Source organism: Spirillospora sp. NBC_01491 (genome assembly GCF_036227065.1).
GTDB lineage: Bacteria > Actinomycetota > Actinomycetes > Streptosporangiales > Streptosporangiaceae > Spirillospora > Spirillospora xylanilytica.
Genome location: NZ_CP109432.1, coordinates 3799735 through 3825714, shown reverse-complemented (window position 1 = coordinate 3825714; position 25980 = coordinate 3799735). Strand labels below are relative to the sequence as shown.

General features: G+C 72.9%; 26 protein-coding genes and 1 pseudogene. 7 read left to right on the top strand and 20 right to left on the bottom strand.

Going from position 1 to position 25980, the window contains the following annotated elements; genetic code table 11:
• Nucleotides 1-27: 27 nt before the first annotated feature.
• The 3 genes from OHA34_RS17820 to OHA34_RS17810 all read right to left on the bottom strand — a co-directional run bounded on the left by OHA34_RS17820 (nt 28) and on the right by OHA34_RS17810 (nt 2562).
• Nucleotides 28-1026 (bottom strand): cytochrome P450, encoded by a 999-nt coding sequence (locus OHA34_RS17820; RefSeq protein ID WP_329522257.1) that lies wholly within the window; start codon nt 1024-1026, stop codon nt 28-30.
• A gap of 121 nt (nt 1027-1147) precedes the next feature.
• Entirely contained in the window at nt 1148-1798 is a 651-nt protein-coding gene (locus OHA34_RS17815; RefSeq protein ID WP_329522256.1) for a response regulator transcription factor, read from the bottom strand.
• Nucleotides 1795-2562 carry a sensor histidine kinase gene (locus OHA34_RS17810; RefSeq protein WP_329522255.1) on the bottom strand — a complete coding sequence of 256 codons (768 nt, stop codon included), beginning with the start codon at nt 2560-2562 and terminating at the stop codon, nt 1795-1797. The genes OHA34_RS17815 and OHA34_RS17810 overlap by 4 nt, the downstream gene beginning before the upstream one ends.
• 289 nt (nt 2563-2851) lie before the next feature.
• Between OHA34_RS17810 and OHA34_RS17805 the strand changes: the two genes are divergently transcribed.
• A complete protein-coding gene (locus tag OHA34_RS17805; RefSeq protein WP_329522254.1) occupies nt 2852-4444 on the top strand; it encodes a Rieske 2Fe-2S domain-containing protein in 1593 nt (530 codons plus the stop codon).
• Between the two features lie 50 nt (nt 4445-4494).
• Nucleotides 4495-4647: a hypothetical protein gene (locus OHA34_RS17800; protein ID WP_285942303.1), complete on the top strand. Its 153-nt coding sequence runs from the start codon at nt 4495-4497 to the stop codon at nt 4645-4647.
• A gap of 40 nt (nt 4648-4687) precedes the next feature.
• On the opposite strand, the gene OHA34_RS17795 is transcribed toward OHA34_RS17800, so the two are convergent.
• From OHA34_RS17795 to OHA34_RS17755, 9 genes are all read right to left on the bottom strand, one after another.
• Nucleotides 4688-5611, bottom strand: a complete 924-nt coding sequence (locus OHA34_RS17795; protein ID WP_329522253.1) for a hypothetical protein — start codon at nt 5609-5611, stop codon at nt 4688-4690.
• 28 nt (nt 5612-5639) lie between these two features.
• A complete protein-coding gene (locus tag OHA34_RS17790; protein ID WP_285942301.1) occupies nt 5640-6377 on the bottom strand; it encodes a sugar transferase in 738 nt (245 codons plus the stop codon).
• Nucleotides 6378-6379: 2 nt separating this feature from the next.
• Complete coding sequence (locus OHA34_RS17785) at nt 6380-7699, bottom strand: lipopolysaccharide biosynthesis protein (RefSeq protein WP_329522252.1); 1320 nt, start codon at nt 7697-7699, stop codon at nt 6380-6382.
• Complete coding sequence (locus OHA34_RS17780; RefSeq protein WP_329522251.1) at nt 7696-9069, bottom strand: O-antigen ligase family protein; 1374 nt, start codon at nt 9067-9069, stop codon at nt 7696-7698. The genes OHA34_RS17785 and OHA34_RS17780 overlap by 4 nt, the downstream gene beginning before the upstream one ends.
• Nucleotides 9066-10295 (bottom strand): glycosyltransferase, encoded by a 1230-nt coding sequence (locus tag OHA34_RS17775; RefSeq protein ID WP_329522250.1) that lies wholly within the window; start codon nt 10293-10295, stop codon nt 9066-9068. Before OHA34_RS17775 ends, OHA34_RS17780 begins: the two co-directional genes overlap by 4 nt.
• A gap of 7 nt (nt 10296-10302) precedes the next feature.
• Nucleotides 10303-11511: an SDR family NAD(P)-dependent oxidoreductase gene (locus OHA34_RS17770; RefSeq protein ID WP_329522249.1), complete on the bottom strand. Its 1209-nt coding sequence runs from the start codon at nt 11509-11511 to the stop codon at nt 10303-10305.
• Nucleotides 11512-11513: 2 nt separating this feature from the next.
• Nucleotides 11514-12662 (bottom strand): DegT/DnrJ/EryC1/StrS family aminotransferase, encoded by a 1149-nt coding sequence (locus OHA34_RS17765; protein ID WP_285942296.1) that lies wholly within the window; start codon nt 12660-12662, stop codon nt 11514-11516.
• Between the two features lie 4 nt (nt 12663-12666).
• Nucleotides 12667-14154 carry a hypothetical protein gene (locus OHA34_RS17760; RefSeq protein ID WP_329522248.1) on the bottom strand — a complete coding sequence of 496 codons (1488 nt, stop codon included), beginning with the start codon at nt 14152-14154 and terminating at the stop codon, nt 12667-12669.
• Between the two features lie 130 nt (nt 14155-14284).
• Entirely contained in the window at nt 14285-14950 is a 666-nt protein-coding gene (locus OHA34_RS17755; RefSeq protein ID WP_285942294.1) for a response regulator, read from the bottom strand.
• 267 nt (nt 14951-15217) lie between these two features.
• Between OHA34_RS17755 and galE the strand changes: the two genes are divergently transcribed.
• Nucleotides 15218-16231 (top strand): UDP-glucose 4-epimerase GalE, encoded by a 1014-nt coding sequence (galE, locus tag OHA34_RS17750; protein WP_285942293.1) that lies wholly within the window; start codon nt 15218-15220, stop codon nt 16229-16231.
• 235 nt (nt 16232-16466) lie between these two features.
• On the opposite strand, the gene OHA34_RS17745 is transcribed toward galE, so the two are convergent.
• The 3 genes from OHA34_RS17745 to OHA34_RS17735 are packed head-to-tail and all read right to left on the bottom strand — an operon-like array spanning nt 16467 to nt 20130.
• Nucleotides 16467-18032, bottom strand: coding sequence for an AMP-binding protein (locus OHA34_RS17745; protein ID WP_329522247.1), 1566 nt, complete (start codon nt 18030-18032; stop codon nt 16467-16469).
• A gap of 41 nt (nt 18033-18073) precedes the next feature.
• Complete coding sequence (locus tag OHA34_RS17740) at nt 18074-19264, bottom strand: cytochrome P450 (protein ID WP_329522246.1); 1191 nt, start codon at nt 19262-19264, stop codon at nt 18074-18076.
• On the bottom strand, nt 19261-20130 hold the full coding sequence (locus OHA34_RS17735; protein ID WP_329522245.1) for an SDR family oxidoreductase: 870 nt from the start codon (nt 20128-20130) through the stop codon (nt 19261-19263). The genes OHA34_RS17740 and OHA34_RS17735 overlap by 4 nt, the downstream gene beginning before the upstream one ends.
• 140 nt (nt 20131-20270) lie before the next feature.
• On the opposite strand from OHA34_RS17735, the gene OHA34_RS17730 reads away from it, so the two are divergent.
• Complete coding sequence (locus OHA34_RS17730) at nt 20271-20882, top strand: TetR/AcrR family transcriptional regulator (protein ID WP_329522244.1); 612 nt, start codon at nt 20271-20273, stop codon at nt 20880-20882.
• Between the two features lie 5 nt (nt 20883-20887).
• Here the strand turns inward: OHA34_RS17730 and OHA34_RS17725 are convergent, their stop codons facing one another.
• The 3 genes and pseudogenes from OHA34_RS17725 to OHA34_RS38540 all read right to left on the bottom strand — a co-directional run.
• Nucleotides 20888-21670 (bottom strand): methyltransferase domain-containing protein, encoded by a 783-nt coding sequence (locus tag OHA34_RS17725; protein ID WP_329522243.1) that lies wholly within the window; start codon nt 21668-21670, stop codon nt 20888-20890.
• A 439-nt stretch (nt 21671-22109) separates the two neighbouring features.
• Nucleotides 22110-22658, bottom strand: coding sequence for a UTRA domain-containing protein (locus OHA34_RS17720; RefSeq protein ID WP_285942288.1), 549 nt, complete (start codon nt 22656-22658; stop codon nt 22110-22112).
• A gap of 18 nt (nt 22659-22676) precedes the next feature.
• Nucleotides 22677-22874 (bottom strand): annotated as a pseudogene (locus OHA34_RS38540) (GntR family transcriptional regulator); the annotation flags it as partial.
• Nucleotides 22875-23321: 447 nt separating this feature from the next.
• Here OHA34_RS38540 and OHA34_RS17715 point away from each other — a divergent pair.
• The 3 genes from OHA34_RS17715 to OHA34_RS17705 are packed head-to-tail and all read left to right on the top strand — an operon-like array spanning nt 23322 to nt 24257.
• Nucleotides 23322-23696 (top strand): hypothetical protein, encoded by a 375-nt coding sequence (locus OHA34_RS17715; protein ID WP_329522242.1) that lies wholly within the window; start codon nt 23322-23324, stop codon nt 23694-23696.
• A complete protein-coding gene (locus tag OHA34_RS17710; RefSeq protein WP_329522241.1) occupies nt 23683-23934 on the top strand; it encodes a hypothetical protein in 252 nt (83 codons plus the stop codon). The genes OHA34_RS17715 and OHA34_RS17710 overlap by 14 nt, the downstream gene beginning before the upstream one ends.
• Nucleotides 23931-24257, top strand: coding sequence for a hypothetical protein (locus tag OHA34_RS17705; RefSeq protein ID WP_329522240.1), 327 nt, complete (start codon nt 23931-23933; stop codon nt 24255-24257). The genes OHA34_RS17710 and OHA34_RS17705 overlap by 4 nt, the downstream gene beginning before the upstream one ends.
• Before the next feature lie 142 nt (nt 24258-24399).
• On the opposite strand, the gene OHA34_RS17700 is transcribed toward OHA34_RS17705, so the two are convergent.
• Nucleotides 24400-25170 carry a hypothetical protein gene (locus OHA34_RS17700; RefSeq protein WP_285942284.1) on the bottom strand — a complete coding sequence of 257 codons (771 nt, stop codon included), beginning with the start codon at nt 25168-25170 and terminating at the stop codon, nt 24400-24402.
• Between the two features lie 81 nt (nt 25171-25251).
• Complete coding sequence (locus OHA34_RS17695) at nt 25252-25827, bottom strand: CGNR zinc finger domain-containing protein (RefSeq protein ID WP_285942283.1); 576 nt, start codon at nt 25825-25827, stop codon at nt 25252-25254.
• Between the last annotated feature and the right edge of the window lie 153 nt (nt 25828-25980).

Below are 25980 nucleotides of genomic sequence, written 5' to 3'. Positions count from 1 at the left end.
TCGGCGCGTTGCGCTCGGTGCCCGTTCTCAGCCGATCCAGCGGATCGGCAGCCGGTCGAAGCCGTGACGGGCGCTTGACCGCAACATTACCGGTTCGCCCGCCAGGCGCGCACGCCCTGGCCGTTCCAAGATCGCGACGAGGAGCGCGCGCAGGTGCACCCGGGTCAGCCGCGCGCCCAGGCACGCGCGCGTCCCGTACCCGAAGCAGAGGTGCGGGCGCGCGGGCCGGTCGTGCCGGAGAGGGGGTTCGGCGTCCGGATCGCTCTGGAGGCGGTGCCCGGCGTCAGGGTCGTCCTCCTGCGGGCGCGGGGCAGGGACGTAGCGTTCGGGGATGTAGCGGTCGGGTTCGGGAAATGTGTCCTCGTCGTGGTTGGCGGACGCGAGCCAGAGCACGACCCGTTCACCCGCCCGCAGCGGCACGCCGCCCATTTCGGTCGCGCGCTGCACGACGCGGTCGATCTGCATTACGGGCGTCCACCAGCGCAGCATCTCCTCCACGGCGCTGTCGAGAAGCCCCTCGTCGGTTCGTCCCGCCTGTAAGCGCTCGTACTGCCCGGGGTGGCGCAGAAGGGCGTACAGGCCGCCGGCCAGAGTGTTGCGCAACGTTGCAGGCACGTCCCCGGCGACGTCGCGGACGAAGTCGACCGACTCCCGCGCGGGCACCCGCTCCAGCATCGCCCGCGCGGGAGGGTCCATGTCGATGAGGGACGGGTCCGGCTCGTCACCGCCGCCGCTCCCGCCCGCCGCCTCGTCCGCGTCCTGCTCACGCCCCACGGCGGGGCCGTGCAGGGCACCGTCCTGCTCGGACGCGAAGAGCTCCGGGTGGACGAGGGCGTGCCGCACGTCGGCGTAGCTCAGCACCGCCCAGGCGCCGGGCCGCTCGGACATCCGCCCGTCCAGCCACACCACCGGGGTCTTGGCGCGGAGCCGCTCCAGCCGTTCGTAGGGGACGCCCCGCGCGTAGCTGTCGGGGCAGCCGAGGACCTCGGTGTCGGAGATGGGCAGGGCGCCTCGCCGCTGAGGCATGGGGGAACCTCCTTCAGGGCGGACGCTAACGTGTCCGAGCCGAACGCTCTATGTCCGGTTTCGGCCGTCCCATGTCACCTTCCCGGCGTTCCGCAACCGGCACGGCGCGTTCAGGCGGGGTTCAGCCCGCGAGCCACTCTCCCGTTTCGACGCTCACCAGACCGTGGCGGGCGGCCTCGATCACGGCCTCGCGCTGCGAGTGCACGCCCAGCTTGCTCAGCACGCTCTGCACGTGGCTGCGCGCCGTGCTGCGCGTCACCCCCATCGCCTTGGCCAGTGCCTGGGTGGACTCGCCGCGGGCCAGCCGGGTGAGCACCTCGCGCTCGCGCGGGGTGAGGAACTGCGCCACCTTCTGCGCCTGGCTGCGCGGCCGGACGCCCGCGCCGCGCCGGGTGGCCTGGTCGACGACGACCTCGCCGGCCGCGACCCGGCGCAGCACGGTGAGGATGTCGCCGGCCTGCTGGCCCTTGTGCGCGAAGCCCCGCACGCCCGCCGCGAGACCGGCCTCCAGCACCGGCTGCTCGAGGAATCCGGTCAGCACCACGAACCGGGTGCCCGGCGCGGCGGCCCGCAGCCGCGGCATCCATTCGAGCGCGGTGGTCCCCGGGAAGTGCAGGTCGATCAGGCAGACGTCGGCGCTCCCGGCGCGCAGCGCCGGGAGCGCCTCCTCGGGCGAATAGGCCACCCCCGCCACCGCGTGGCCGGCGTCGGCCAGCACCAGCGACAACGAGTCGGCGAACACCGCGTGGTCGTCGCAGATGATCACCTTCATGGATGCGGCCGCCAGTCGTCGGCGCTGATGGGCGGCGCCGACGGCAGCAGCATGCGGACCCGGGCGCCTCCCATCTCGCAGGTGCGGATCTCCAGGCTGCCGCCGTAGCCGGAGATGAGGTCGTGCACGATGCCCAGCCCCAGCGAGGCCAGCCCGCGCGGCGCCGCCCCGCCCGGGACCGTGTCGCCGGGCGCGCCGGGCGCACCGTACGCGCCGCGGGGGACGCCGAACCCGGGGCCGTCGTCGTCGACCTGGACGGCGACCCAGCCCCGGTCGGCCACGACCCGGACGTCCACCCGGCGGGCCGCCACCCGGCAGGCGTTGTCGAGCACGTTGCGCAGCGCCCGCCAGAGCGCGACCGGGTCCATGTGCGCCCACGCCTCGCCGCCGCTGAAGCAGACCTCGTGCGAGGTGGCCAGCCGCATGCCGGTGACCACCTCGGCGGTCAGCTCGTCCACCCGGATCCGTTCCGGGCAGGGCAGCGGCTCGTTGTCGTCGCCGTCCCCGTCGAGGCGGCGCAGCAGGTGGTCGAGCCACCGGGTCTCGCCGAGGAGCTGCTCGACGCGGGCCCGGCTCGTGTCGCCGACGTCGTCGGCGACGACGACCGCCGAGGCCAGCATGATGATCGTGCCGAGCTCGTGCCTGATGTCGTGCCGCAGCCGCCGCCGCCACAGGCCGTCCTCGACCCTTCCCACCGGGTCCTCCGGCCCGGTTTCCCGCGTGCCCACGGTGGTGAGCGTCGCGACGTGCGCGGGCGTGTCCATCGGTGACGACCGTGACTGCCCGTTGTTCATGAAGGACCCCCGTCCATAAATACCAGCACCGTCCCGACCGTCGCCCGGATGGGCATCGGTGTCCAGACAATTGGCCGCTACCGTCCGGCCGCTGGCCGATAGTGGACATGGCAAAATTCTGGTAAACCAGCCCCATTGTCGATGCGTCTCGATCGGGATTGCCGGGCGATCTCCGCGGCATTTCTTTCATACCTACGGCGTAGCCGCCTTGCGCATTCCGGCGGGTGTAGCCCCCCAGGGCCGGAGGGACAGTCTCGGTATGCCGACGGTCACCTTTCTCGGACACGCCGGAGTGGCGGTCCGTGGCGCCGCGTTCCGCCTGCTCGCGGATCCCTGGCTCGCCCCGACGGGCGCCTTCCTGGGCGCCTGGCACCAGTACCCGAGAAACGATCATCTCGATGTGCCCGCGTTGCTCGAAACCGACTGGGTCGCGATCTCGCACGAGCATCTAGATCATTTCGACCCCTGGGTCGTCGAGCGACTTCCCGAACGGACCAGAATCCTCATTCCGTCCTATCCGGGTCCCGCCTTCCGTGCACGCATGGCGGCGGTGGCCGGCGCCCGGCAGGTAATTGAGATACCGGCCTGGGAGAAATTCCCACTGGACAATCAGGGCTCCTGGATCACGGTGATTCCGGAGCTGTCGCCGATGTGCCACGACTCCGCATTTCTCGTGGTCGCCGACGGCCGCGCGATCCTGCACTGCAACGACGCGCGGCTCACCGCGGCGCAGGCGCGCCGCGCCAAGCACCTGGCCGGCGGCCGGCTCGACCTGATGGCGCTCCAGACCTCGGGCGCCTCCTGGCACCCGATCTGCTACGAGTACCCGCCCGAGGAGCTCGCCAAGGTCTCGATGGACAAGCGGGTCGCCAAGCTGCGCGGCGCGCAGCGGCTGGTGCGGCAGACCGCGCCGGAGCTCGCCGTCCCGTTCGCCGGGCCGCCCTGTTTCCTGGACGGCGAGGTCGCGCACCTCAACTGGGTGCTCGACCAGGACACGGGCGCGTTCTGCGACCCCGAGGCCGCCACCGAGTGGCTGCGCGAGCACCTGCCCGGGCAGCGCTGGGACCACTTCAGGCCCGGTGACACCGTCGACCTGGACACCGGCGAGGTCGTCCGCGACCCGGTCTCGGCGCGCTTCTCGTTCGCCGACGCCGACCGTCCCGGCTACCTGGAGCGGTACGCCGCCGACCGGGCCGCGTCGATCGAGCGCGTGCTGGCGGACCACCCCGAGCCGGACGCCGAGCTGTTCCACCGCTTCGTCGCGCACTTCGAGCACCTGGGCGGGCTCAGCGACTACTTCCTCTCCCAGATCGACATGCTGGTCCGCTTCGAGGTCACCGGGCCGAACGGCGGGACGTGGGACGTGGACTTCTCCCCGGACGGGCTCAAGGCCGGGGAGGCCGCCCCTGGCGCCCGCCCGCACTACCGGATCACCACCGCGGGCCGCTGGCTCGACGGCGTGCTGGGCGGGCGGCTGGCCTGGGAGGACCTGCTCATCTCGTTCCGGCTCAGCCTCTACCGCGACCCCGACGTCTACAACGACCACCTGGTCGGCCTGCTCAAGCACGCCAACGCCCCCGCGCTGCGGGCGGTCGAGGCGTACGAGACGGGACGGGACGAGTCCGAGCGCATCGTGGTCGAGTCGGGCGGGTGCTCCTATGACATCCCGCGCTACTGCCCGCACGCCGGGGAGGACCTGTCGATCGGCGCGATCGTCCGGGACGGGCAGGTGCACTGCCTCGCGCACAACTTCGCGTTCGATCTGGCCACGGGGGCGTGCGTCAACGCGCGCTCGGCGAACCTCGGCAGCAGGAGGGTGCGCCGGACCACCGATCGGCCTCTCGGCCTTTAGCGTTCTGTGCTAATTTTTTGTGATCACCGGGGGTTTGAAGGGGTTCGTACGTGGACCGCAAGAAGTTCGGCCTGTTCGTCGTCGCCTTCGTGCTGGTCGTAGGGGCGATGGAGATCTTCGCACTACAGATCGGCTCGATGGACTTCCCGTTGCCGGATCAGCCGCAGAAGCCGGTCGTCGCCGAGAACCAGGGCGTCGGCTGAGGCACCAGGCCCGGCCATCGAAAGTCTGGAAAGAAGCTCGTCAGGATCGTCCGGCGGTGTTGTGCCCCTTCATGATGCTCTGAAGGTCGGGACGCGCACCGCCGGACGCGTCTGAGAGCGCCGGGCAGGCCCATCGGTCCTGGTGTCCCCACGAGTAGGAGATGTCCATCGGCGGGCGCGGCACCAGCCGGTCCCAGCGCGCCAGGATCGCGCGGAGCTGCGCCTGGGTGGGCAGCCAGTACTGCTTGTCGCCCGTTGAGCAGTCCTGCCCGAACGTCTGGAAGACCGGCACGACCGCGCGGCGTGCGATGCCCGCCTCGTCGGCCATCCGCACCATCCGGTCGATCGCGTCGATGTTGCACTTCGCGCGGGTCCGGGCCGAGCCCTTGCACGGGTAGGGGTCGAGCCCGACCAGGTCGACGCCGGTCCGGGCGGGCGTGAGCGGCCCCATCGGCCAGTCGGTGAGCGAGATGAAGGTGACCTGACCGGGCGCGTGCCGCCTGACGTGGTCGGCGCGGCGGCGGATCTCGCCGGCGACCTCCGGGCACTCGCGGGTGTTGGGCTCGTCCGACAGGTACCAGCCGAACACCTTGGGGTCGCGCGCGTAGCGCTGGACCGCCCGGGCGAACGCGTCGAACGGCAGCTCGAAGGCGTCGCAGGTGAAGTTGCCGACCCACAGCAGCGCCCGCATCCCGTCCGGGACGCCGCGCACCAGCGCCTCGTCGGGCTTGACATCGACGAGGTCGTAGCCGAGCGCCTTCAGCCTCGGGTAGTCGGCGGGCTGGGTGTTCAGCGCGATGTGCCGCGTCCCGCCAGAGCCGGCCGCTGGGGTCCCCGGGCTCGCGAGCGGGCCGCGGTAGGGGGTGTCGCCGTCGCCGGACGGTCCGCGCGCCAGGTAGAGCAGGAAGCCGGCCACCAGCACGGCCGCGGCGGCCACCACCGAGATCTTGAAGCGGACGCCCATCGCTGTCTCCCCGGGTGGTCGCGGTCGGTCAGGCGGCGGGACCGGCCTCCCGCCCGGCCTCGCGGACCGGCGCGCCGGCGGCGCCGGGCGGCGCGTCCCGGAGCGGCGGGACGGTGAAGCCGAGGATGTGCCGGACGGTGTCCCAGAGCGCGCCGAACGTGGCGCGCATCGACGGGTCGCGCAGGTACACCGCGTCGATCGCGACCCGGGCCGGGACGATCCGCTCGATGTAGGCGGCCAGGTCGACCTCCTCGCCGGGGCCGAGCACGTCGAAGTCGCGGAAGCGGACCTCGGAGACGCCGGTCAGGCCCGGCCGGTGGTCGAAGACCCAGCGGGACCGCGCGTCGTAGTGCACGGCCAGATCGTAGGTCTCCGGACGCGGCCCGACCAGGGTCATCTGCCCGCGCAGCACGTTCACGAGCTGCGGCAGCTCGTCCAGCGACCACTGGCGCAGCAGCTTGCCCACCCTGGTCAGCCGGGGGTCGCAGTTGGCGGTGACGGTGAGGCCGCCGACGCCCTGCCGCATGGTGCGGAACTTGTACATGGTGAACGGCCGGCCGCCCTGCCCCACCCGGGTCTGCCGGAACACCCCCGGCCCCGGGCTCGACAACCGCACCAGCGCGTACACCAGCAGCAGCGGCACGCTCAGCAGGACCAGCCCGGCGAGGGCCCCCGCCACGTCCAGCACGCGCCGCGCGCCGGACGGCGGGACCCCGTCGGACGGGTCGACCGGACGGCTCTCCAGCCGGGTGTGCTCCTCGGACATGGTCACCCCTTCTTCTGGACGTGCCGGAACCACACCAGCAGCGCCGCGGTGGTGGCGACGAAGGAGACGGAGGTGGCGATCGCGGCGCCCTCGGCCCCGTACCGGGGGATCAGGAAGACGCCGCACACCACGACGACGACCAGGCCGATGCCCTGGCCGGCGGACGCGGCGCCGGGCCGGCCGACGCCGTACAGGTAGGCCATGACCAGGCCGGTGACGCCGAAGGTGACCACCCCGGCCAGCCGGATGTAGGTGGGGACCACCGCGTCGTCGAAGACGTCGCCGAACACCCAGGGCAGCGCGGTCCCGGCGATCAGCGCGAGCGGCAGCGCGGCGGCGGCCGACACCGCCAGCGCGGGCAGGATCAGCCGTGCGGTCCGCCGGGTCGCGGTGCCGCGGTCCTCCTTGGCGAAGTCGGGGTACAGCACGTAGTTGACGGCCAGGCCCGGGAGCTGCACCAGCTCGGCGAACTTGCTCGCGACGGTGTAGACGCCGAGGACCTTCGGCCCGGCGAGCGCGCCGAGCAGCGCCATGTCGAAGCGGAGCTGGAGCAGGTCGATGAGCTGGCCGAGGTAGCCGCGCAGGCCGTACCCGGCGATGGTGCGGCCGAGCCGCCGGTCCGGGCGGCCCCAGCCGGCGAAGAACCCGCGCCGCGCCAGCCGCCGCGCGATCCACGCGGCGGCGGCGACGTCGGCCAGCACCAGCCCGGTGATCAGCGCGCCCGGCCCGTACCAGCCGATCAGGATGACCAGGTAGATGGGCAGGAAGACGAACTCCTCGACGGCGATCGCGAGGCTGGCGCCGTTCTGGTCGTCGGTGCCCTGGAGCAGGCCCTTGCCGACCGAGACGAAGCCCTGGGTGAAGGACGGGACGGCGGCGGCGAGCGTGAACCAGATCCCGAACGACTCGAAGAACACTGGGTGGAGCAGCGGGCTGAGGGCCAGCCAGCCGGTGCCGCCGAGGACGGCGCCGGCGACGGTCAGCCAGGCCAGGGTGGGCCGCACCCGCGCCTGGTCGTGGTCGCCGCGGATGAGGAAGTAGGGCGCGGCGGCGGGCAGCCCGGCGTTGGAGAGCTGGCAGAGCAGCCCGGGGAGGATCCGCACCAGGGTGAACGCGCCGACCAGTTCGGGCCCGCCGATCCGCGCCACCAGGATGGTGGCGACGCCGAGCGAGGCGAGCGCGCCGATCCGTCCGGCCATGTTGCCCGCGACGAGCGCGAGCAGCCGCCTCTTGAGCCGTCCGGCCTCGGCGGTGTCCCGGCCGTCCCCCACGCCGCCCGAGACGGGTCCGGTGGGTCCGGCGGGACGCTGCGTGTCCGTCATGCGGCCTCCCCGGTGCCCGCCGCGGGGGCGGTGTCGCGCCGTCCGAAGAGGTCCAGTGCGGCGATCAGGCCGAAGAACGCCCAGCCGTGCCGGTAGTGCAGGGTCTCGTAGAACAGCCCGGAGATCAGGAACACCGCGACCAGCGCGGCGAACAGCTCGGGCCGGGGCACCAGCCGCGCGTACTCGCCGGTCAGCGCGTCCCGGCGGGCGATCCGCAGGCACCTGAGCAGCAGCGTGGACAGCAGTGCGATCAGCGCGACGCCGCCGAGGAAGCCGCGCTCCAGGACGGCGGCGATGTAGTCGTTGTGCGCCTCGCGGACGTAGGTCTCCTGGCCGACCCGCATCGCGGTCTCGGTCTGGCCGGGCCCGATGCCCCACGGATGGGTCTGCCGGTCGATCATCTTGATCGTGGTGGCCAGCACGGTGCTGCGCGAGTTGGTGCTCTCGCCGGTGGTCCGGCCGATCGAGTCGCGCAGGATGGGGGACGCCTGGCCGGCCCGGTCGAGCCAGGGCTGGACGTCGATCTGGCCGAGCGCCGCGACGCCCCCGCCGCCGAGCACCGCCGCGAGCGCCCCGACCGCGATCGCGTGGTGCGCCTTGCCCTCGCGGAACAGCCGGAAGAGGTAGCCGAGCAGGATCGCGGCGCCGAGCGCGAGCGAGCCGCCGTTGGAACCGGTCAGCACCTCGGCGGCGAGCAGCACGCCGCACACCGCGTACCGCCGGGCGGGCGTGGCGGGGAAGCGGGCGGCGCGGGCGATGAAGAACACGCAGATGAACCAGTTGGAGGCGTAGTTGGCGTCGCCGAAGGTGAACATCGCGCGCTCGCCGTCGACCTGCTTCCCCGACAGCAGGTCGTTCCCGATCACGAACCCGAAGATCATCACCAGCGCGCAGCAGGTGCCGATGACCACCCAGGAGCGCAGCGCGACGCGCAGCAGCCGCGGGTCGCGGCCGAGATTGGCGACGCTCACCGCCCACAGCAGCACGAACAGGTCCTTGACCAGGGTGAGCGCGCCCGCGTCGTTGACCAGCGCGGCGATCCCGCCGGCGATGATGGTCAGCAGCGTGGGGATCAGGAACGGCCACCGCACCGGCAGCCGGTGGGTCGCCGCCCACAGCAGGGTGACCGCGGTGACGCCGACGAGCGCGAGATCGGGCAGCCCCGTGTTGCCGGGGCCGGGGGCCAGCCCGAACGGCATCAGCATCGGCAGCGAGGCGATGCCCGCGACCAGCGCCACCACCGTCACCGGCAGCCGGCGCCGCAGCGGCGGCGGCGCGGCGGGGCCGGGCGGCGCGGACGCCCGTCCGGCGGCGGCCCGGTCCGCCGGCCCGGTGGCGGGCTTCGGCGGGGCGGCCCTGGTGGCGGTCATCGCTGGTACGGCCGTTCGGTGTCGCCGCGGTAGACGTCGTCGAGCTGCTCGCCGAGATGGGCCGGGGTGAACCAGTCGCCGACCCGGTCCCGGGCGCGGCGGGCCATCCGGGCGGCGGCGGCCGGGTCGTCCAGGAGGTGGCCGATCGCGCCGGCGAGCTGCTCGGGGTCCTCCGGCCGGACGAGCAGCCCGGTCTCGCCCGCCAGCACCAGGTCCTGGTTGGACGGGACGGCGGTCGCCACCAGCGGGATCCCGGCGCCGATCGCCTCGACCAGCACGCACGGCAGGCCCTCCCAGCGGCTGGCCATCGCCATCAGGTCGAAGGCGGGCAGCACGCTCGCGACGTCGTCGCGGTGCCCGAGCCACCGCATCCGCTCGCCGATGCCGAGCCGTGCGGTCAGCGCCTCCAGCTCGGCCGCCATCGGCCCGCCGCCGACCCACAGCCCGAACACGTCGCCCGGGAGCCGGGCCAGCGCCCGCGCGAAGACCTCCGGGCCCTTCTGGTGGGTGAGCCGCCCGACCGAGCCGACGACCTTCACCCCGAGCGGCAGGTCGAGGCGGCGCCGCGCCTGCGCGCGCGAGCCGGGCGCGGTGGCGTAGGCGGCCACGTCCACCGCGGGCCACGACAGTCGGACCCGCTCGGGCGTGGCGAGGCCGAGCCGCAGCGCGGTGGTGACCGTCTCCGACCCGATCGCCAGGAACGCGTCGGTGTGCTTGGCGGCGGCCCGTTCCAGCCTGATGTAGACGCGGCGCCGCGCCCACGACTGGAACTCGTTGAACGGGAAGCCGTGCCAGGTGTGCACGATCCGCGGCACGCCCGCGCGGGCCGCGGCGATCCGCCCGATCACGCCGCCCTTGGCGCTGTGCGTGTGCACGACGTCGTAGCGGCCCTCGGCGAGGACCTGGGTGAGGACGCGCAGCGCGGCGCGGTCGTCGCGCGGGGAGATCTGCGGGACCAGCGACCGCACCTGGACGATCTCCATCCCGGCACCGTGCGCGGCGGGCGTCAGGTCGCCGGCGGCGGCGTTGGCGACCGCCTCCTCGCCGCGCAGCACGTCCGCGCCGGACGCGGCGGCCTTGCTGTCGATGCCGACGCCGCCGGTGACGACGGCGCGCTCGTAGCCGTCCGGCGGCAGGGCCAGGGCGCCGTTCAGCGCGACCTGTCCGGCGCCGCCGTTGAAGCGGGTGATCACCGTGGCCACTCTCAGCTTGCGGCTTGTCGTCATGAGCACCTCACAGGCCGGGCGGATCGGGGGAGCAGCCCGCCTCGCACAGCGGGGACGACCCGGCGGGCGGGTCGCCCTGCGGGGGCGGGCGGCGGACGGGGTGGTACTCGGGCAGCAGCCGGCGCAGCAGCAGTCGCACCCGGCCCGCGTCGCCCGAGCCGGCCGCGGCCGACAGCGCGTCCAGGAGCTGCGGCAGCCCCGCGGGCGGCGGCGCCGGGCGGGTCGCCCAGATCTTCGGATGGGCGGTGCGGATCCGCCGCTCGGAGTCGGAGAACGGCTTCTCGGCCAGCTTCTCGCCGGGCCCGAGGCCGCAGAACCGGATCGTCACCTCGGGCAGCCGGAGCTGCTCGGCGTACCGGTGCACCAGCTCGATCACCGGCACCGGGCTGCCCATGTCGAGCACGAACGTCTCGGCCTCCTCGGTGAGCGAGGCCGCCTCCAGCAGCAGCCCGGCCGCCTCCTCCATCGTCATGAAGTGCCGGGTCACCTCCGGATGGGTGATCACGACGACCTCGCCGGAGGAGATCCGGTGCGCCAGCACGCTCAGCAGCGACCCCGGCCCGCCGATGACGTTGCCGACCCGGACCGCCGCGAAGCAGGTCGGGCCGCCGGTCGCGGTCTGGAGCAGCAGCTCGCCGAGCCGCATCGTCGCGCCGAGCACCGACGTCGGGTCGGCCGCCTTGTCGGACGAGACCAGCACCAGCCGCTGCACGTCGTGCCGCACCGCGCTGTCGACCACGTGCCGGGTGCCGAACACGTTGTCGGCCACGCCCCGGCACGGGTCCTGCTCCACCTTGGCCAGCTCGTTCTGCCCCGCGGTGTGGAACACCAGGTCGGGCCGGGCGTCCCGGACGACCCGGTCGACCCGGGCGGGGTCGCGCACGTCCGCCTCGGCGGAGCTCACCAGGTCGCCGTCCATCCGAGCGGCCAGCTCGTGCCCGAGCCGGGCCAGCCCGACGCCGTCCTTGTCGACCAGGCACAGCGCGGCCGGGTCGAGCCGCTGGACCTGGTGGCACAGCGCCGAGCCGATCGTCCCGCAGGCGCCGGTGACCAGCACCCGCCGGCCCCGGACCAGTCGCCGCCCGCGCTGCCCGGAGAGGGCGACCTCGTCGCGGCCCATCAGCAGGGCCAGCGGGCTGGCCGGTGCCGGTGCCGGGGCCTGGGCGGGGGTGGGAGCGGGGACGCGGGTGGCGCGGCGCCGCGGGAGCCATCGCACGGTCAGCCCCGGGTCCGCAGGGCCTCGGTGAGCGCGGCCACGACCCGGTCCTGCCCGCTCGCCGACAGCCCGGGGTACAGCGGGAGTGACAGCAGCTCCTCGCCGACGCGGTCGGTGACCGGGACGGACGCGCACTCGGCCGCGCCCAGGATCTCCCGGTAGGAGGTCATCTGGTTGGCCGGGATGAAGTGCACCGAGGTCGCCACCCCCGCCGCGTCCAGCTCCCCGATGATCGCGTCCCGGTCCGGGACCCGCACCTGGTAGAGGTGCCAGGCGTGCTGGATCCCGTCCAGCTCCCGCTGCGGGAGGACGAGGCCGGGCAGGTCGCGCAGCGCCTCGTCGTAGCGGGCGACCAGCTCGGCCCGCCGCACCTGCCAGCCGGGCAGCGCGGCGAGCTGCGCCCGGCCGATGGACGCCTGGATGTCGGTCATGTTGGCCTTGAGCCCGATGTCCTTGACGTCGTACCGCCAGCTCCCGCCCGGCAGGTAGCGGCGCCAGGAGTCCTTGCTCATCCCGTGCAGCCGCATCGCGCGGATCCGGTCGGCCAGCTCCTGGTCGCAGGTCGCGACCGCGCCGCCCTCGCCGATCGGCATGTTCTTGGTGGCGTAGAAGCTGAAGCAGGCCGCGTACGACGCCGACCCGACCGGCGCGCCGCCGCGGCCCGCGCCGGGGCCGTGCGCCGCGTCCTCCACCACCCGGTCGGCGGGCAGCCCGGCGGCGGCGGCGAGCGCCGGCACGTCCACCGGGTAGCCGCCCTGGTTCTGCACGATCATCGCGGCGGGCGCGACCCGCGCCGCCGCGGCGGCGACGGTCCCGGGGCTCGGGACCAGGGTGCCGGCGTCGATGTCGACCAGCACCGGCCGGTGCCCCGCATGCAGGATCGCGTTGATCGCCCCGCAGAACGTCAGGCTCGGCGTCAGCACCGCCGACCCCGGCGGGAGCGCCATGCCGCGCAGGCACAGCTCGAGCGCGGTGGTGCAGGAGGCGACCGCGACCACGTGCGCGGCGCCGAGGTGGTCGGCGAAGTCCTGCTCGAACGCGGCGGTCTGCGGCCCGGTGGTGACCCACCCGGAGTCCAACACCTTGACCACGGCGTCCGAGACCTCGCCCGCGAACGACGGGACGGTGAACGGAACGGTGTTCTGGCTCATGCGGCTACCCCTTGATCCGTCGCGATGTGGCGATGACCCCGAGCAGCGGCCAGCCGGACGCGGCGACCAGGTCGCGGACCGACTCCAGGCCCGCGACGGTGGTCACCGGCCCGACCACCGCGACCACGCCGACCTCGTCGTCGGCACCCGGGTCGATGTCCTCGAAGGCGTGCACGTGGCACGCGGTGCGGAACGGGACCGCCCGCGCCGTCCCGGCGGGAGCGGCGACCCCGCCGGGCTTGTTCGGGATCACCGCGGTGCGGGCGCCGGACCGCACCACCGAGGTGCTCCTCCCGGTGCTCGGCCCGTCGCTGTTGACCGACGCGGCCCCCGCGCCGGCGTCCGTGCCCGCGTCCGCGTCCGTGGCCGTGTCCTCGTCCTTGACCCTGGCGGTCCGGGGGGCGGCGCCGTCGCCGGTCGCGCCGCCACCGCCCCGTCCCGTCCCGGACTTCCCGCCGGGGACGCCGCCGCCGGACGGGTCCGCGCGCCGGGCGGGACGGGACGGGACGACCTTGGTCTCGTCCCCGTACACGGCCGCCGCGACCGCCGAGACCAGCTCGGCGGGCAGCGGGCCGCCGCCCGCGCCAACCAGCGTGACCTGCGCGACGCCCTCCCGCTTGGCGGCCAGCCGCACCCGGCGGCCGAGCGCGGCCATCTCGACGGGCCCGCGGTCGGCCCAGCCGAGCAGCGGCACGCCGAGCCGCCGGGCGACCCGCTGCTGCCCGGGGATCGTCGGCCGGAACACCTCCCGCACCACCGCGATGAGGATGCCCGCGACCAGCCCGACCAGCCCGGCGATCGCCGCCATCATCACGACCGGGTCGTCCTTGGGCGCCAGCACCGCGGGCTGCACGACCGTCGCCGTGCCCGTCGCCGACAGCTCGGTGCGCAGCTCGCTGCGGCTGCTGCGCAGGTCGGTCAGCTCGGCCTGCACCCGCTCCCGCTCGTTGCCCGCGGCGATGTCGGGGTTCGGCACCGCGCCCGCCCGGCGCGACAGCGGGCCGAGCCGGCCCTCCAGGTCGCGGACGCGCTTGTCGATGGCGTCGATCTGCTTGGTGATCGAGCCCTGGTTGGAGTCGTTGATCTCCTTGACCACCGCGGCGGCGAGCGCGTCGGCGAGCCGCCGCGCCGCGTCCGGGTCGGTGTCCTTGACCGTCAGCTCCACCACCGTGGAGGTGCCGAGGCCGGTGACCGAGATCGCCTTGGCCAGCTTGGCCGGCGACCGGGTCAGCCGCTGCTCCGACAGCACCCGGTCCATCAGGTTGCGGCTGGTGGCGAACGCCTTCACCTGGCTCACCACGATGCTGACGCCCGCGTCGCCGGGGGCGGCGTCGGTGGCCTTGCTGCTCGCCTGGATCCGGGTCCCGGCCGCCGCGGGCGGATCCTGCCCGTTCAGCGCGAACCCCACGACCAGCAGCGGCAGGACCGTCATGATCAGCAGGAGCGCCCAGTAGGTGCGGACCACGCGGGCGGCCACTTCGTCGATCTCCACGATCTTCCCTCCGGCTTCGTCAGGCCGAGCGTAAGAACGTGCGACTCACCTGCGAATCGCCCAACGAGACGATGGCCCGCTACGTCGTTTGCATCAGGACGGCCCGCGCGGCGCCCCGGCCGGGAGGGGATCAGTCCTGGCGGCCGGGCCGCATCCCAGCGCGCATCGCCAGGGTGATCGCCTCCAGCGCCGAGTGCAGGTCGAGCTTGGCCAGCAGGTTCTGGGTGTGGGTGCGGACGGTGTTGGCCGACAGCCCGAGCCGGTCGGCGATCTCCGCGCGGTTCAGCCCGTCCACCATGCACTGGAGCACCTCGCGTTCGCGCGGGGTGAGCTCGGCGAGCAGCCGGGCGCCGCCGCTCGGCTCCGGGCCCGCGGCCAGCAGCCGGCGCAGCACCTCGCCGAGCAGGTCCGGGGGGATCCAGCCGCCGCGCCGGGCGGACGAGCGGATCACCCGCGCGACCAGCTCGGCGCTCTCGGTCTTGGGCAGCCAGCCGACCGCGCCGCGCCGCACCGCCCGCACCATCGCGTCCACGCCGTCCGTCGCGGTCAGCACGACCACCCGCACCTCGGGATGCCGCTCGCGGACCCGGTCCAGCACGTCCAGCCCGTTCTCGGCGCCGAGCGTCAGGTCCAGGACCAGCACGTCCGGCCGCTCGGTGGCGGTGAGCGCGAGCGCGCGCCGGACGTCGGCGGCCACCGGCAGGAGCACGAGGTCGGGCTCCCTGGCGAGCCGGGCGGACAGTGCCTCGGCGAAGAGTGCGTGATCGTCCACGATGAGGACCCGGATGTGCCGCATGCCCCCGACGATGACCGCCGGACGGCCCCGGCGGATCCCGCAAACGCTGTACTTCGGTTCCGGACCCGCCCGTCGCGGCCCCAGGGCGCGCCGATGGCCGCGCGGGCGGGGCCGGCGGAAGAGCCGGGCGCGGACGCCCGGGGGGCCGTCCCGGTTGTCGCGCGTCCGGTCCCGGTCAGCGGCCGGACGCGCCGTTGACCGCCCGACGGGGCCTGCCGAAGCTGTGCGGGACGACTACAGGGGACGCGACGGCTCAGGGGATGCCACATGAAAGTCCTGATCACTGGGGGAGCCGGGTTCATCGGCAGCACGATCGCCTCGGCGTTCGCCGAGCGGGGGGTGACCCCCGTGGTGCTCGACAGCCTGGTCACCGGCAGGGCGGCGTTCGCCGCCGGGAAGATCTTCTACACGGGGGACATCGGCGACGGCGCGCTGCTCGACCAGATCTTCCGCGACCATCCCGACATCGGGGTGACGGTGCACTGCGCCGCGCTCATCGTGGTGCCCGACTCGATGACCGACCCGCACCGGTACTACCAGGTCAACCTGGCCAAGACGCTGGAGCTGGCCGGGCACCTGGTGCGCAACGGCGCGGATCGGATGATCTTCGCGTCCACCGCCGGGATGTACCGCCCCGGCCCGGACCTGTCGGTCACCGAGGAGTCCGGGCTCGAACCGCAGAACCCCTACACCCGCTCGAAGATGATGGCCGAGCTGCTGCTGGCCGACCTGTGCGCGGCCTACGGGCTGCGGGTGGTGTCGCTGCGCTACCTCAACCCGATCGGCGCCGACCCGCGGATGCGCACCGGGCTCCAGAGCAGCAAGCCCACGCACGCGCTCGGCAAGATGATCGAGTCGTACGAGCTGGGCGTCCCGTTCAAGATCACCGGGGTGGACTGGCCGACCCGGGACGGCACCGCGATCCGCGACTACATCCACGTGTGGGACATCGCCCGCGCCTTCGCCGAGGCCGCGGCCCGCTTCGACGCGATCGTCCCGCCGCCGGCGCGGCCCGGGGGGCCCGGCGGCTACCAGGTCATCAACCTCGGCACCGGCGACGGGACCACCGTCCGCGAGCTGGCCGACGCCTTCCGCGGCGTGGTCGGCGACCGGTTCCAGGCGGAGGAGGCGCCCGCCCGGCCGGGCGACGTCGTCGGCGCCTACGTCGACCCGGCCAAGGCGCACGAGCTGCTCGGGTGGAAGCCCGAGTACACGATCGAGGACGCGATCCGGCACTCCCTCCAGTGGTCGGCCCGCCGCCGCGAGCTCGACGTCGTCTGACCGGGACGACGCGGGCGAGCACCCCAGGACCCGCCCGCACGGGCCCGTCCGGTCCTCCCGGCACAGCCAGTCCGGGAGGACCGAACGGGCGGGCCCGCGCCCAGGACCGGACGACCGGGCCGCCCGTGTCAGGGGCGGGCGGCCGGGCCGTCGGTCCGAGGGCGAGGGCGGGCACGCGGACGGGTACGCGGACGGGTGCGACGGCGAGGGCGGGGCCGGGGGCGCGGGGCCGGCGTCAGGATCGGGCGGCCGGTTCGGCGACCGATCGGGCCCAGGCGTAGTCGGGCTTGCCGACCGGCGTGCGCTGCACGGCGCCGACGAAGTGGAACGTCCGCGGCACCTTGTATCCCGCCAGCGTCTCCCGGCAGTGCGCGGCGAGCCTCTCGGCGTCCGCCGCCGGGGCGTCCGGCCCGTCGTCCCGCTGGACGACGGCGGTGACGCGGTGGCCGAGCCGGTCGTCCGGCGTGCCCACCACGATCGCGTCGGCGACCGCCGGATGGGCGCGGAGCACGGTCTCGACCTCCTCGGCGAAGACCTTCTCGCCGCCGGTGTTGACGACCAGTGAACCGCGGCCGAGCAGCACGACCGTCCCGTCGCCGACGACGCGGGCGTGGTCGCCTTGCAGGGCCCAGCGCCGCCCGTCCGGGCCGGTGACGAAGGTGGCCGCCGTCTTCTCCGGATCGCCCCAGTAGGCGGACGGGATGTGGCCGGTCCTGGCCACGACGCCCTCCTCGCCGGGGCCGACCGGGCCGAGGTCGCCGTCCAGCACCGCGAACTCGGGGCCGAGCCGGAACCGGCCGTCGCCCTCGGCGGTGCCCATCGCGCCGGTCTCCGAGCCGCCGAGGTTGTCGGACACGTACGCGCCCGGGACGGCGGCGGTGAGCCGGTCGCGGACCGCCGCCGAGAGCGGCGCTCCGCCCGACCCGAACGCGAAGACCGCCAGGTCGCGGTGCGCGCCGGTGGCCAGCTCCGCCGCGACCGGCGCCGCCATCCCGTTGCCGACCAGCATCAGGATCTGCGACCGCTCGCGCGCCGCCAGTTCCAGCGCGCCGCGCGCGTCGAAGTGCTGGCCGGTCCACAGCACCACGGTGCCGCCGGTGGTGAGCGTGATCCAGGTGATCCACTGGCCGCCGCCGTGCATCAGCGGCGCGTGCACCTGGGCGCACAGCGGATCGCGGCCGGCGCACGCGGCCAGCTCGGCGGGATCGGCGACCGGCGTCCCGCCGAAGTTCCCGCCGCCCATCGCCGCCACGAAGATGTCCTCGCAGCGCCACAGCACGCCCTTCGGCAGCCCGGTCGTCCCGCCGGTGTAGAGGATGTACGGGTCGTCCGAGGACCGCGGCCCGAAGTCGCGTTCCGGCGACGCCGCCGCGAGCGCGTCCTCGTAGTCGCCGTCGATGGCCAGGACGTGCCGCAGCCCCGGCAGCCGGTCGCGTTCGACCGCGTCCAGGAAGGACCGCTCGGCGACCAGCGCGACGCACCGCGCGTCGCCGAGCAGGTGGGTGAGCTCCCCGGCCACGTACCGGTGGTTGACGTTGACCGGGGCCGCGCGCAGCTTGAAGCAGCCGATCATCGCCTCCAGCCACTCGGCCCGGTTGCGGGCCAGGATCCCGACGTGGTCGCCGGGGCCCACGCCCTGCCCGCGCAGGTGGTGCGCCACCCGGTTGGCGCGGGCGTCCAGCCCGGCGTAGGTGAGCCGGGCGGCGGGGGCGCCCGGCGGCCCCGCCGCGACCAGCGCGGTCCGGCCGGGGCAGGCGTCGGCGACCACCTCGAACAGGTCCGCCAGGTTGAACGACCGCACGATCGGCCTCCTCGATGCGAAGGGGGGGAGGGGCCCGGGGGTCAGCCCCGGGGGGTGAGGGCGACGGGGAACGCGGTGACCCCGCGCACGAACGCGTTGCGCAGGATGCGCGGGCCCTCGTCGTCGGCGCGCTCGGCCGACCCGACCCGCGCGACGAACTCCTCGAAGAAGATCCGCAGCTCCAGCCGGGCCAGCGAGGCGCCCAGGCAGAAGTGCGGGCCGAGCCCGAATGCGATGTGGTCGCCGGGCGGGCGGGTGACGTCGAAGACGTCCGGCCGGTCGAACACCGCCCCGTCCCGGTTGGCCGAGCCGTACATCAGCAGGACCTGCCCGCCCGCCGGGATCGTCACCCCGGCGACCTCGGCGTCCCGGGCGGCGACCCGGCACATGTTGAGGATCGGGGTCGTCCACCGGACGAACTCCTCGACCGCGTCCGGGATGCGGCCGGGGTCCTCGCGCAGCAGCCGCCACTGGTCCGGGTGCCGGATCAGCGCGTCGATCGCGGTGGCGATGACCGTGCGGGTGGTCTCGGCGCCGCCGACGAGCAGGAGCAGCGCCTCGTGCGCGAGCTGCTCGTCGTCGTAGCCGGGCCCGGCCGGGTCGGCGCCCGCGTTCGACCACACCGACAGCAGGTCGTCGGCCGGGCAGCCGCGGCGCTCCTTGGCCATCTCCAGCGCCGCGAGCGCGAACTCGCCGACCGCCAGGGTCGCCTCGTCGGTGACGTAGCGGCGCCCGCCGCCCGCGTACACCGCGGTCTCCGACCAGTGCACGAGCTGCGGCCACGCCTCCTCGGGGAAGCCGAGCAGCCAGCCGATCACGCGGGCCGGCAGCGGCGCGGCGAGCGCGGGGACGGCGTCGACCGTCCCGGCCTCCAGCGCGGTCTCGATGCACTCGACCGCGGTGGACCGGATCCGGTCGGCGTAGCCGGCCACGCCGCGCGGGGTGAACCGCTGGTAGACCATGCGGCGGCGGCGCATGTGCTCGGGATCGTCCAGGCCGATCATGGACGGGTCGGACGGGAGCTGCGGCCGGTAGCCGCCCGAGTTGGTCCAGGTCCTCGGGTCGCGCTCGATCGCGAAGACGTCGGCGTGCCGCGCGATCCCCCACAGGCCGTTCGCCGCGTCGTGATAGACGGGGGCGTCGGCGCGCAGCCGGGCGTAGACGGTCCACGGGTCGGTCGCGTACATCTCACCGTCGAGCAGGTCGATCGACGGCAGGTCCGGGCCGGTCACGTGGATCCCTCCTCGGGGGCGGCCCCGCCCAGCGCGTCCGCGCCGAACATGGGCTCGAACATCGACCGGTAGTCGGGGCCGCGGCGCAGGTGGTGGCCCCCGTCGACGTTCACCACCTGCCCGGTGATCCAGGACGACTCGGGCCCGGCCAGGAACCGGGCCGCCGCGGCGACGTCGTCGGGCTCGCCGACCCGGCCGAGCGGCATGCAGGCCAGGTAGTCGTCCAGGATCGGGCCCGCCTCGGCGAGGTCGCCGACCAGCTCGGTGCGGACCAGGCCGGGGCGGATCCCGTTCACCCGGATCCCGGCGGGGCCGAGCTCGTCGGCGCCGAGCCGCACCAGGTGGTCGACCGCCGCCTTCGACACCCCGTACGCGCCGAACCACCGGTGCGTGTTGGACGCGGCGATGGAGGAGATCGCGACGAATGCGCCGCCGCCCGCGCGGGCCATCGGCCGGGACGCGTGCTTGAGCACCAGCATCGTGCCGGTCGCGTTCAGCTCCAGCGTGGCCCGCCACGCGTCGGTGTCGAGCCGGGGGAGCGGCCCGATCGAGGTGGAGCCGCCGGCGCTGTGCACGACGGCGCGCAGCGGGGCGGGCGCGGCGGCGGCCCGTACCGCCGCCTCGACCTGCTCCTCGTCGGTGACGTCGGCGACGACGTACCGGACGCCGGCCGCGCCGGTGGTGGCGGAGATCTCCGCGGCGGCCTCCTTGAGCCGCGACTCGGTACGGCCGCAGAGCGTGACGTCGGCGCCGTCGGCCGCCAGCCGCCGCGCGCAGGCCAGGCCGATGCCGCTGCCGCCGCCGGTGACGAGCGCGCCCGTGCCGCGCAGGGCCGTGCCGGGAGAGGGGAGAGGGGAGGGTGTCATGGGGGCCTCCTAGTCTGAGACTCCGGTCTAGATTAACGTCGCACCCAAGCAAGCGATAGGCCGTGTGTCCGTAACATGGAGGTTCGCTCGCGAGAATCGAATGTGCGAGAGGATGGGAGCGCCACCACGAGGAGGACGCCTTGAGCGGCGATGTGCGGATCACCGTCACGCGGACGCTGAGCAAGGATCAGCAGGCCCGCAGGGAGCGGCTGCTCGACGCGGCCAGGGACCTGGCCCTGGAGGGCGGGTACCCCGCCGTCACCATGCACGACGTGGCCGATCGTGCGGGCGTGGCGCGGGCCACCGTCTACCGCTACTTCGCCACCAAGGACCACCTGCTGACCGAGGTCGCCGCGACCTGGGCGCACCGCATCACCCACGACATCGACGCCCTCGCGGTCGGCGAGACCCCGGTCGAGCGGCTCACCGCGCTGATGGAGCGCATCGTCGAGGTCGCGGCGTCCGAGCGCACCCTCACCTCGGCGATCATCCAGGCGGTGACCTCGGACGACTCCAGCGTCGACGCCGCCCGCACGGTGCTGTTCCTGTTCGTCCGCGACCGGCTGTCGGCGGCGATCGGCGACCCGGTGCCCGACCGCGACGACGTCGAGATCGTGCTCGGCCACATCCTGCTGGCCGCGCTGGTCAGCCTGGCCTCGCTGCACCGCCCGGTCGACGAGGTCACCGCGATGGTCCGCACCGGCGGCCGGCTCGTCCTAGCAGGCGCACTGGCCGCAGCCACCCCCTCCTGAGCGGCTCAGCCGATCGGGTTACCAGACGAGTCGAGCCAGATGCGCTGTCCCCCTGGGGACACGGTGATGCCGTACCGGGTCGGCTCCGGCCTGCCGGCCGCCTCCCAGCGTTCCTCCGCGTCCTGGACGCTCCGCGCGCTCGCGCGCTGGGCACGGAGCGGCATGAACGGCGAGGGGCCGACACACCGTCCCTGCGCCGTGCCGTCGTCTCGGACCCGCAGTGCCGCAAGGGGCCAGTCGGGATGAACTGTCGGCGCCAGCGGAACAACGATCAGCCCGCCTGGCCGGACCTGCCGGACCCATGCGTAAGGCACGGTGTGAGCGGACGCCGTGGCGATGATCCGCTCAAAGGGCGCCCCCGGCGGGTAACCCGCCTCCCCGTTCCCGGCGACCACCTTCACCGGGAGGCCGACCGAGTTCAACGCCTCCCGGGCCAGTGCCGCGGCCACCGGGTCTATCTCGACGCTGATGACGTTCCCCGTCCCGACGAGCCGGGCGAGGACGGCGGCGTTGTAGCCGGTGCCAGTGCCGATCTCCAAAATCCGCATACCGGCCTCCAGTTCCATGGCCTCGATGAGGCGGGCCATGATGAACGGGGCGCTGCTGGAACCGGTGGAGATCATCCCCTTCCCGGTCGCCGGGTCGCACACCCCGGCGGGCAGGAAAGGATCAGGCTCGACCCGAGTCACGATAGGGCCGTCCGCCTCTACCTGCTCCCGCCACTGCTCCGGATCATCGGAGCGGTGCAGCGGCACCAGCCGGCCCACCTCGTCGCGTACGAAGATCAAATCTGGGATGAACGGTTCCCTGGGAACGGCTGCGATGACGTCAAGGGCGTTCACTGCTTCCCCGTCCCGTTGCACAGAGCACACGGCCTCCAGATCTTGTTGCCGTCGTCAGACTCCCACTTCCCGCCCTTGCCGTTGCACGGCGAACATTCCGCTTCTTTCTTGTGCTTCGCCATTTTCTTCAGCCGTTTCGACAGGACCGGCATTTGTCGCATATCGGCCGCGTCACTGCGTTTCATGCAACGGTTGTACCACCCGCTCCCGCCCCGGCGAGAGTGAGTCACCCGATGGTGACAGGCAGCCCTTGGCCCGCACCACGGACAGGCCCCGGTCCTCACGGCCCGCGGACCGACCTGGACACACGGCGGCCCCGGCAGGAGTACCCGCCGGGGCCGCCGCGAGCCGGTCAGAGGTCCAGGTCCCCCGCCGTGGACGTGGTCTACGGCTTCTTCATCTGGACGCGGTAGACGAACTCGCCCCAGAGGTGCACCGGGCCACGATGCCAGGACACCTCGACCGCGCGACCGGTGGCGTCGTAGGCGACGTGGTAAAGCTCGAAGACCGGCTGGTCGTCCTGGAGGCCGAAGTAGTCCAGCTCCTTCCCCGTGGGGGGCCGGGACAGCGTGAGGTACTCGTCCGCGTAGATCTCCTCGAAGCCGAGCTCCTTCATCCTGGTGAGCATCCCGCCCGTGGGCTGGGTGAGGTCCTCCAGTTGCGTGCCGAAGGCGATGTCGCCCGGGATGTAGGACGGGGCCTTCTGAACGAGAATGTCGTCCGCGTACATGTCGCGATCGCGGACGAGTACCTCGTTGTCCGGCTGGATGCCCAGGAGTTCGGCGACCCTGGGCGGGGGCACCTCTCGGCGCACAGTGGTCTCCGAGCGCGGCGTCATCCCCTGACGGCGTGCTTCGGCGGCGAAGCCGCCGCGATCCTCGGCGCGCTTCGGCTCGGTGTACCGGTCGCGTGCGTCCCTGGTGATCTGTGGCATGTACGTCACCCTTGTCTTTCGTCCTTGTCCGAGGCTGATCAAGCCCTGCCTGCGCAGCCCTTGTAGCGCGCGGTTGATGGTGCTGTCACTCACGCCGAACTCGGCTGCGAGTGTCCGCTGGCTCGGGAAGTCCGATCCCCGCGGGTACGGCGAGTCTGCTCTGAGGATTCGATCTCGCAGAACCGCCGCGATGTCGTTGGCGCTCAGTCCCGCCATGCGCGTCCCTTCTCCACTGCGGCAGCTTCCCCGATCAGTTAGGTCAAACATTCACTCAGTGGAGGAACTGATTGAAGCTCATACCCCTTCTGTATAGATCGTTGACCGTTCGTCCAGAGACGGCGACGCTGAGCAACACAGTAAACGTTTAAGCAGTGAACCATATCGACGGCAGGCCCGCTAGAAGTTCACAAACAGCCTGTTACTGGTGCCGTACGACGCCGTCATCCCCGAGCGCCCGGATCCACTTGGTGCACTCACCGAAACAGAGGACGCTTCATGAACTCCGACATGCCCTGCAGCGACACCGTCGACCACGGCGAAGAGATAGCGGCGATCACCAAGCCCGCAGACAACAACAGCGCGCCGGGAGTGTGAGTCGTGGGAACCCACACACGTGGTTCGGCAGAACACCGCGCCTCGCAGCCTTCGCCCGCAGTGGTGCGGATGCGCGCGCCCGAGACGGTCATCCCGCAGAGCGAGCGGGTCGCGCTCCTCGGCGGCCTCGCGCGGGAGCTCGATCGGGCTCCCGGGTTGATCACGGCGTTCACCGTGATCAACAGCTACGTGGCCTTGGACGTGGTCCCGGTGAAAGCGCCGGAATGGGCGGTGACTATCGGGCTCGTCTATTTCCGTGGCGTGTGGTGGTTCGTCTACCTGCGCAGTGGCAAGGCCATCTGGCCGGCGAACGGCGTGAGCGCGGCAGCACACCAGATCAGGACCCAGATGGAGGGGAAGCAGCGTCATGACCTTGACGATTTCGAAGTATCCGCGCAGGCAACTCGGCCAAGTCGCCGAGGCCAACGGCATGACCTCCGCTGAGGGCCCATGGATCTCCGGGCGTGAGGCGTCCGCCCTCATCGGCATCACGACCAAGGCAGTGGGGCGATGGGAGGAGACGTGCGTGATCTCGGTCTTCCAGAACGTCGAGAACGCTCCGCGGCAGTATCTGAGGCCGGAGATGGAGGCGGTCGCCGAGCTGGCGACGGACGGGCCGCTGAACCTACCCGCCGTCCGCCGCTACGTGCAGCGCCGCAAGGGATCGGGCGGCGCAAAATGACGAAGGACACGGCGGCCGACGCTCCTCAGAACGATGCCCCCAAGCTGGCCCCATCGGAAGAGGCGGCGTTGGCGACCGTGTTGGCGGTCATGCTGCAAGGGCACAAGCTCACGGTCGAGAGGCTCGGTGAGCGGCTCGTGCGTGTGACGGCGGGGGCGGGCTCTCGCGGGGTGGAGGTCGGGTGCCGCCGCCGCGCGAGCGACGGCGACCGCTGCTGGTTCACCTGGGGCGACAGTCCCGTCTGGTTGTGCGAGGCCGACAACCCGACCGAGGCCGTGCTTCAGGTGAAGAGCGCGCTCCGGACGGTGGGGACGACCCCATGACGGCCCGGCTGATGCTCGGGCGGCTCGCGTCGGAGCTCGAAGCCATGAGGGAGTTGCGCAAGCGACCACGCTCGGCCCGATGGGCTACTCGGCTCTACTGGCCGGCATGGCCGGAGAGGTGGTGGGGTCTCGGACAGCGGCGCTACCAGCCCGTCGTGACGTGTCCGGGCCAGATCTGTACGAGGTGCTTCTCCATGGTGGCGGTCGTGGTGACGGTGAGTCGTACCCGGTAGATGACATGCGGCCAGATGTGGGTGGAAAGCGTCGCCACATGTTCGTGCTGCCCTCCGGGGACCACGCACACGAGTTCCGGGTGGGGATAGCTGGTCCATTGCTGGCTGGTTTCGGCGACCGTTCCCCCGGTGGGTGGCTCGGGCGCCGTCGGCAGGACGTGAAGGTCGAGATCAATTTCTCGCACCCGCGTCGTGACGAGGAGGGCCGCTCCGCCAAAGGTGCCGCCGATCCGTGTCGCGCGGGGGTCGTCGTGGGCAGGCATGGTGTCGATGGCGATGTGTTTCCCCCGCCATGCGGGTTGGCGCAGCACGTAGCCGGCGGCGCCGCCAAGGCCGAACCGCAGCTCCGCGTGCTGTGGTGGTCCCGGGTCGTGCGCCGGTAGCCGTAAATGGTCAAGGATGGTGTCGCGGGCGTGCAGGCATGCGTCGGCTTCTTCGGATTCACCGGCGCTCAAGCAGGCGAGCGTGGCCCGGTCGATTTCGGCGACGGCGATGTCCCATTGCCGCGCTGTCAGTGCTATGTGGACCTGTGGCAGGGCCTCATCGTGCCAGCCGATGGATTCCTGGATGGCTAGACAGTCGGCCGCGATGCCACGCGGGTCGCCCCGCTGGGGTTCGATGGCGATCCCGGAATGCATGTGCTGGGCGATGGTGTTGGCCTGCGCGCCGGTGAGCGTCACAAGCGGGAGTGCGGGGGGCATGGTGATCCTCCGTGGGTCGGGTGCGGGGCGCGGCCCACCTGGATGCACCGAGAGCAACGACTACTTTGCTGATTCGGAGTTCTCGTGCTTGTAGGCATTGAAGCGCGCCTTCTTCTGACGATTCCCGCACGTATTCATCTCGCACCATTTGCGGGTGCGGCTTTGGCTGGTGTCGAAGAAGGCGGCCTGGCAGGTTGGCGATGCGCACAAGGCCAATTTTCCGTCTCGTTCGCCTGCGATGATGCTGATCGCGTCGGCGGCGATAACGCCTAGGGCATCCTCCACGGAGGAAGCCGAGCCAAGTCGCCATTGCCGATCGCCCTCGGGCGTCAAGATGGCCGCGGCTCGACCCTGAGTGCTGCAGCCATTGATGACATGGACGGCAGCTACGGGGAGAGGGTCTCGGCGCGCGGCCGCTGTCGCAGCGGCGTGAACTGACTCCCTCAGCTCCCAGGCGCGTTCGAGCTGGACGGTGGTGCAGGACTCCACGGCCAGGCCGCTCACCGCCAGCCAGTCGACGAGTCGGTTCGGCGCGGGGATGCGCTCCACAGCGTCGCCATGACGCTCCGACAGGGTCCCGGTGAAGCTGGTCGCCAGCACCTTACCGAGACGGAAGTCAGGGAATCGAGCGCTCATGGAACCACCTTAGCCGGTTGCACGCCGACGCCGAGACCTGTTAGAACCGTCTTAGCCGGTTCCGGTAGGCCCCAAGTCGGTTCCACTGATGACCAGGAGGTCTCATGTCCACACACCGGTGCGTCACCGACGCCGCGGACGTCATCGGTCGTG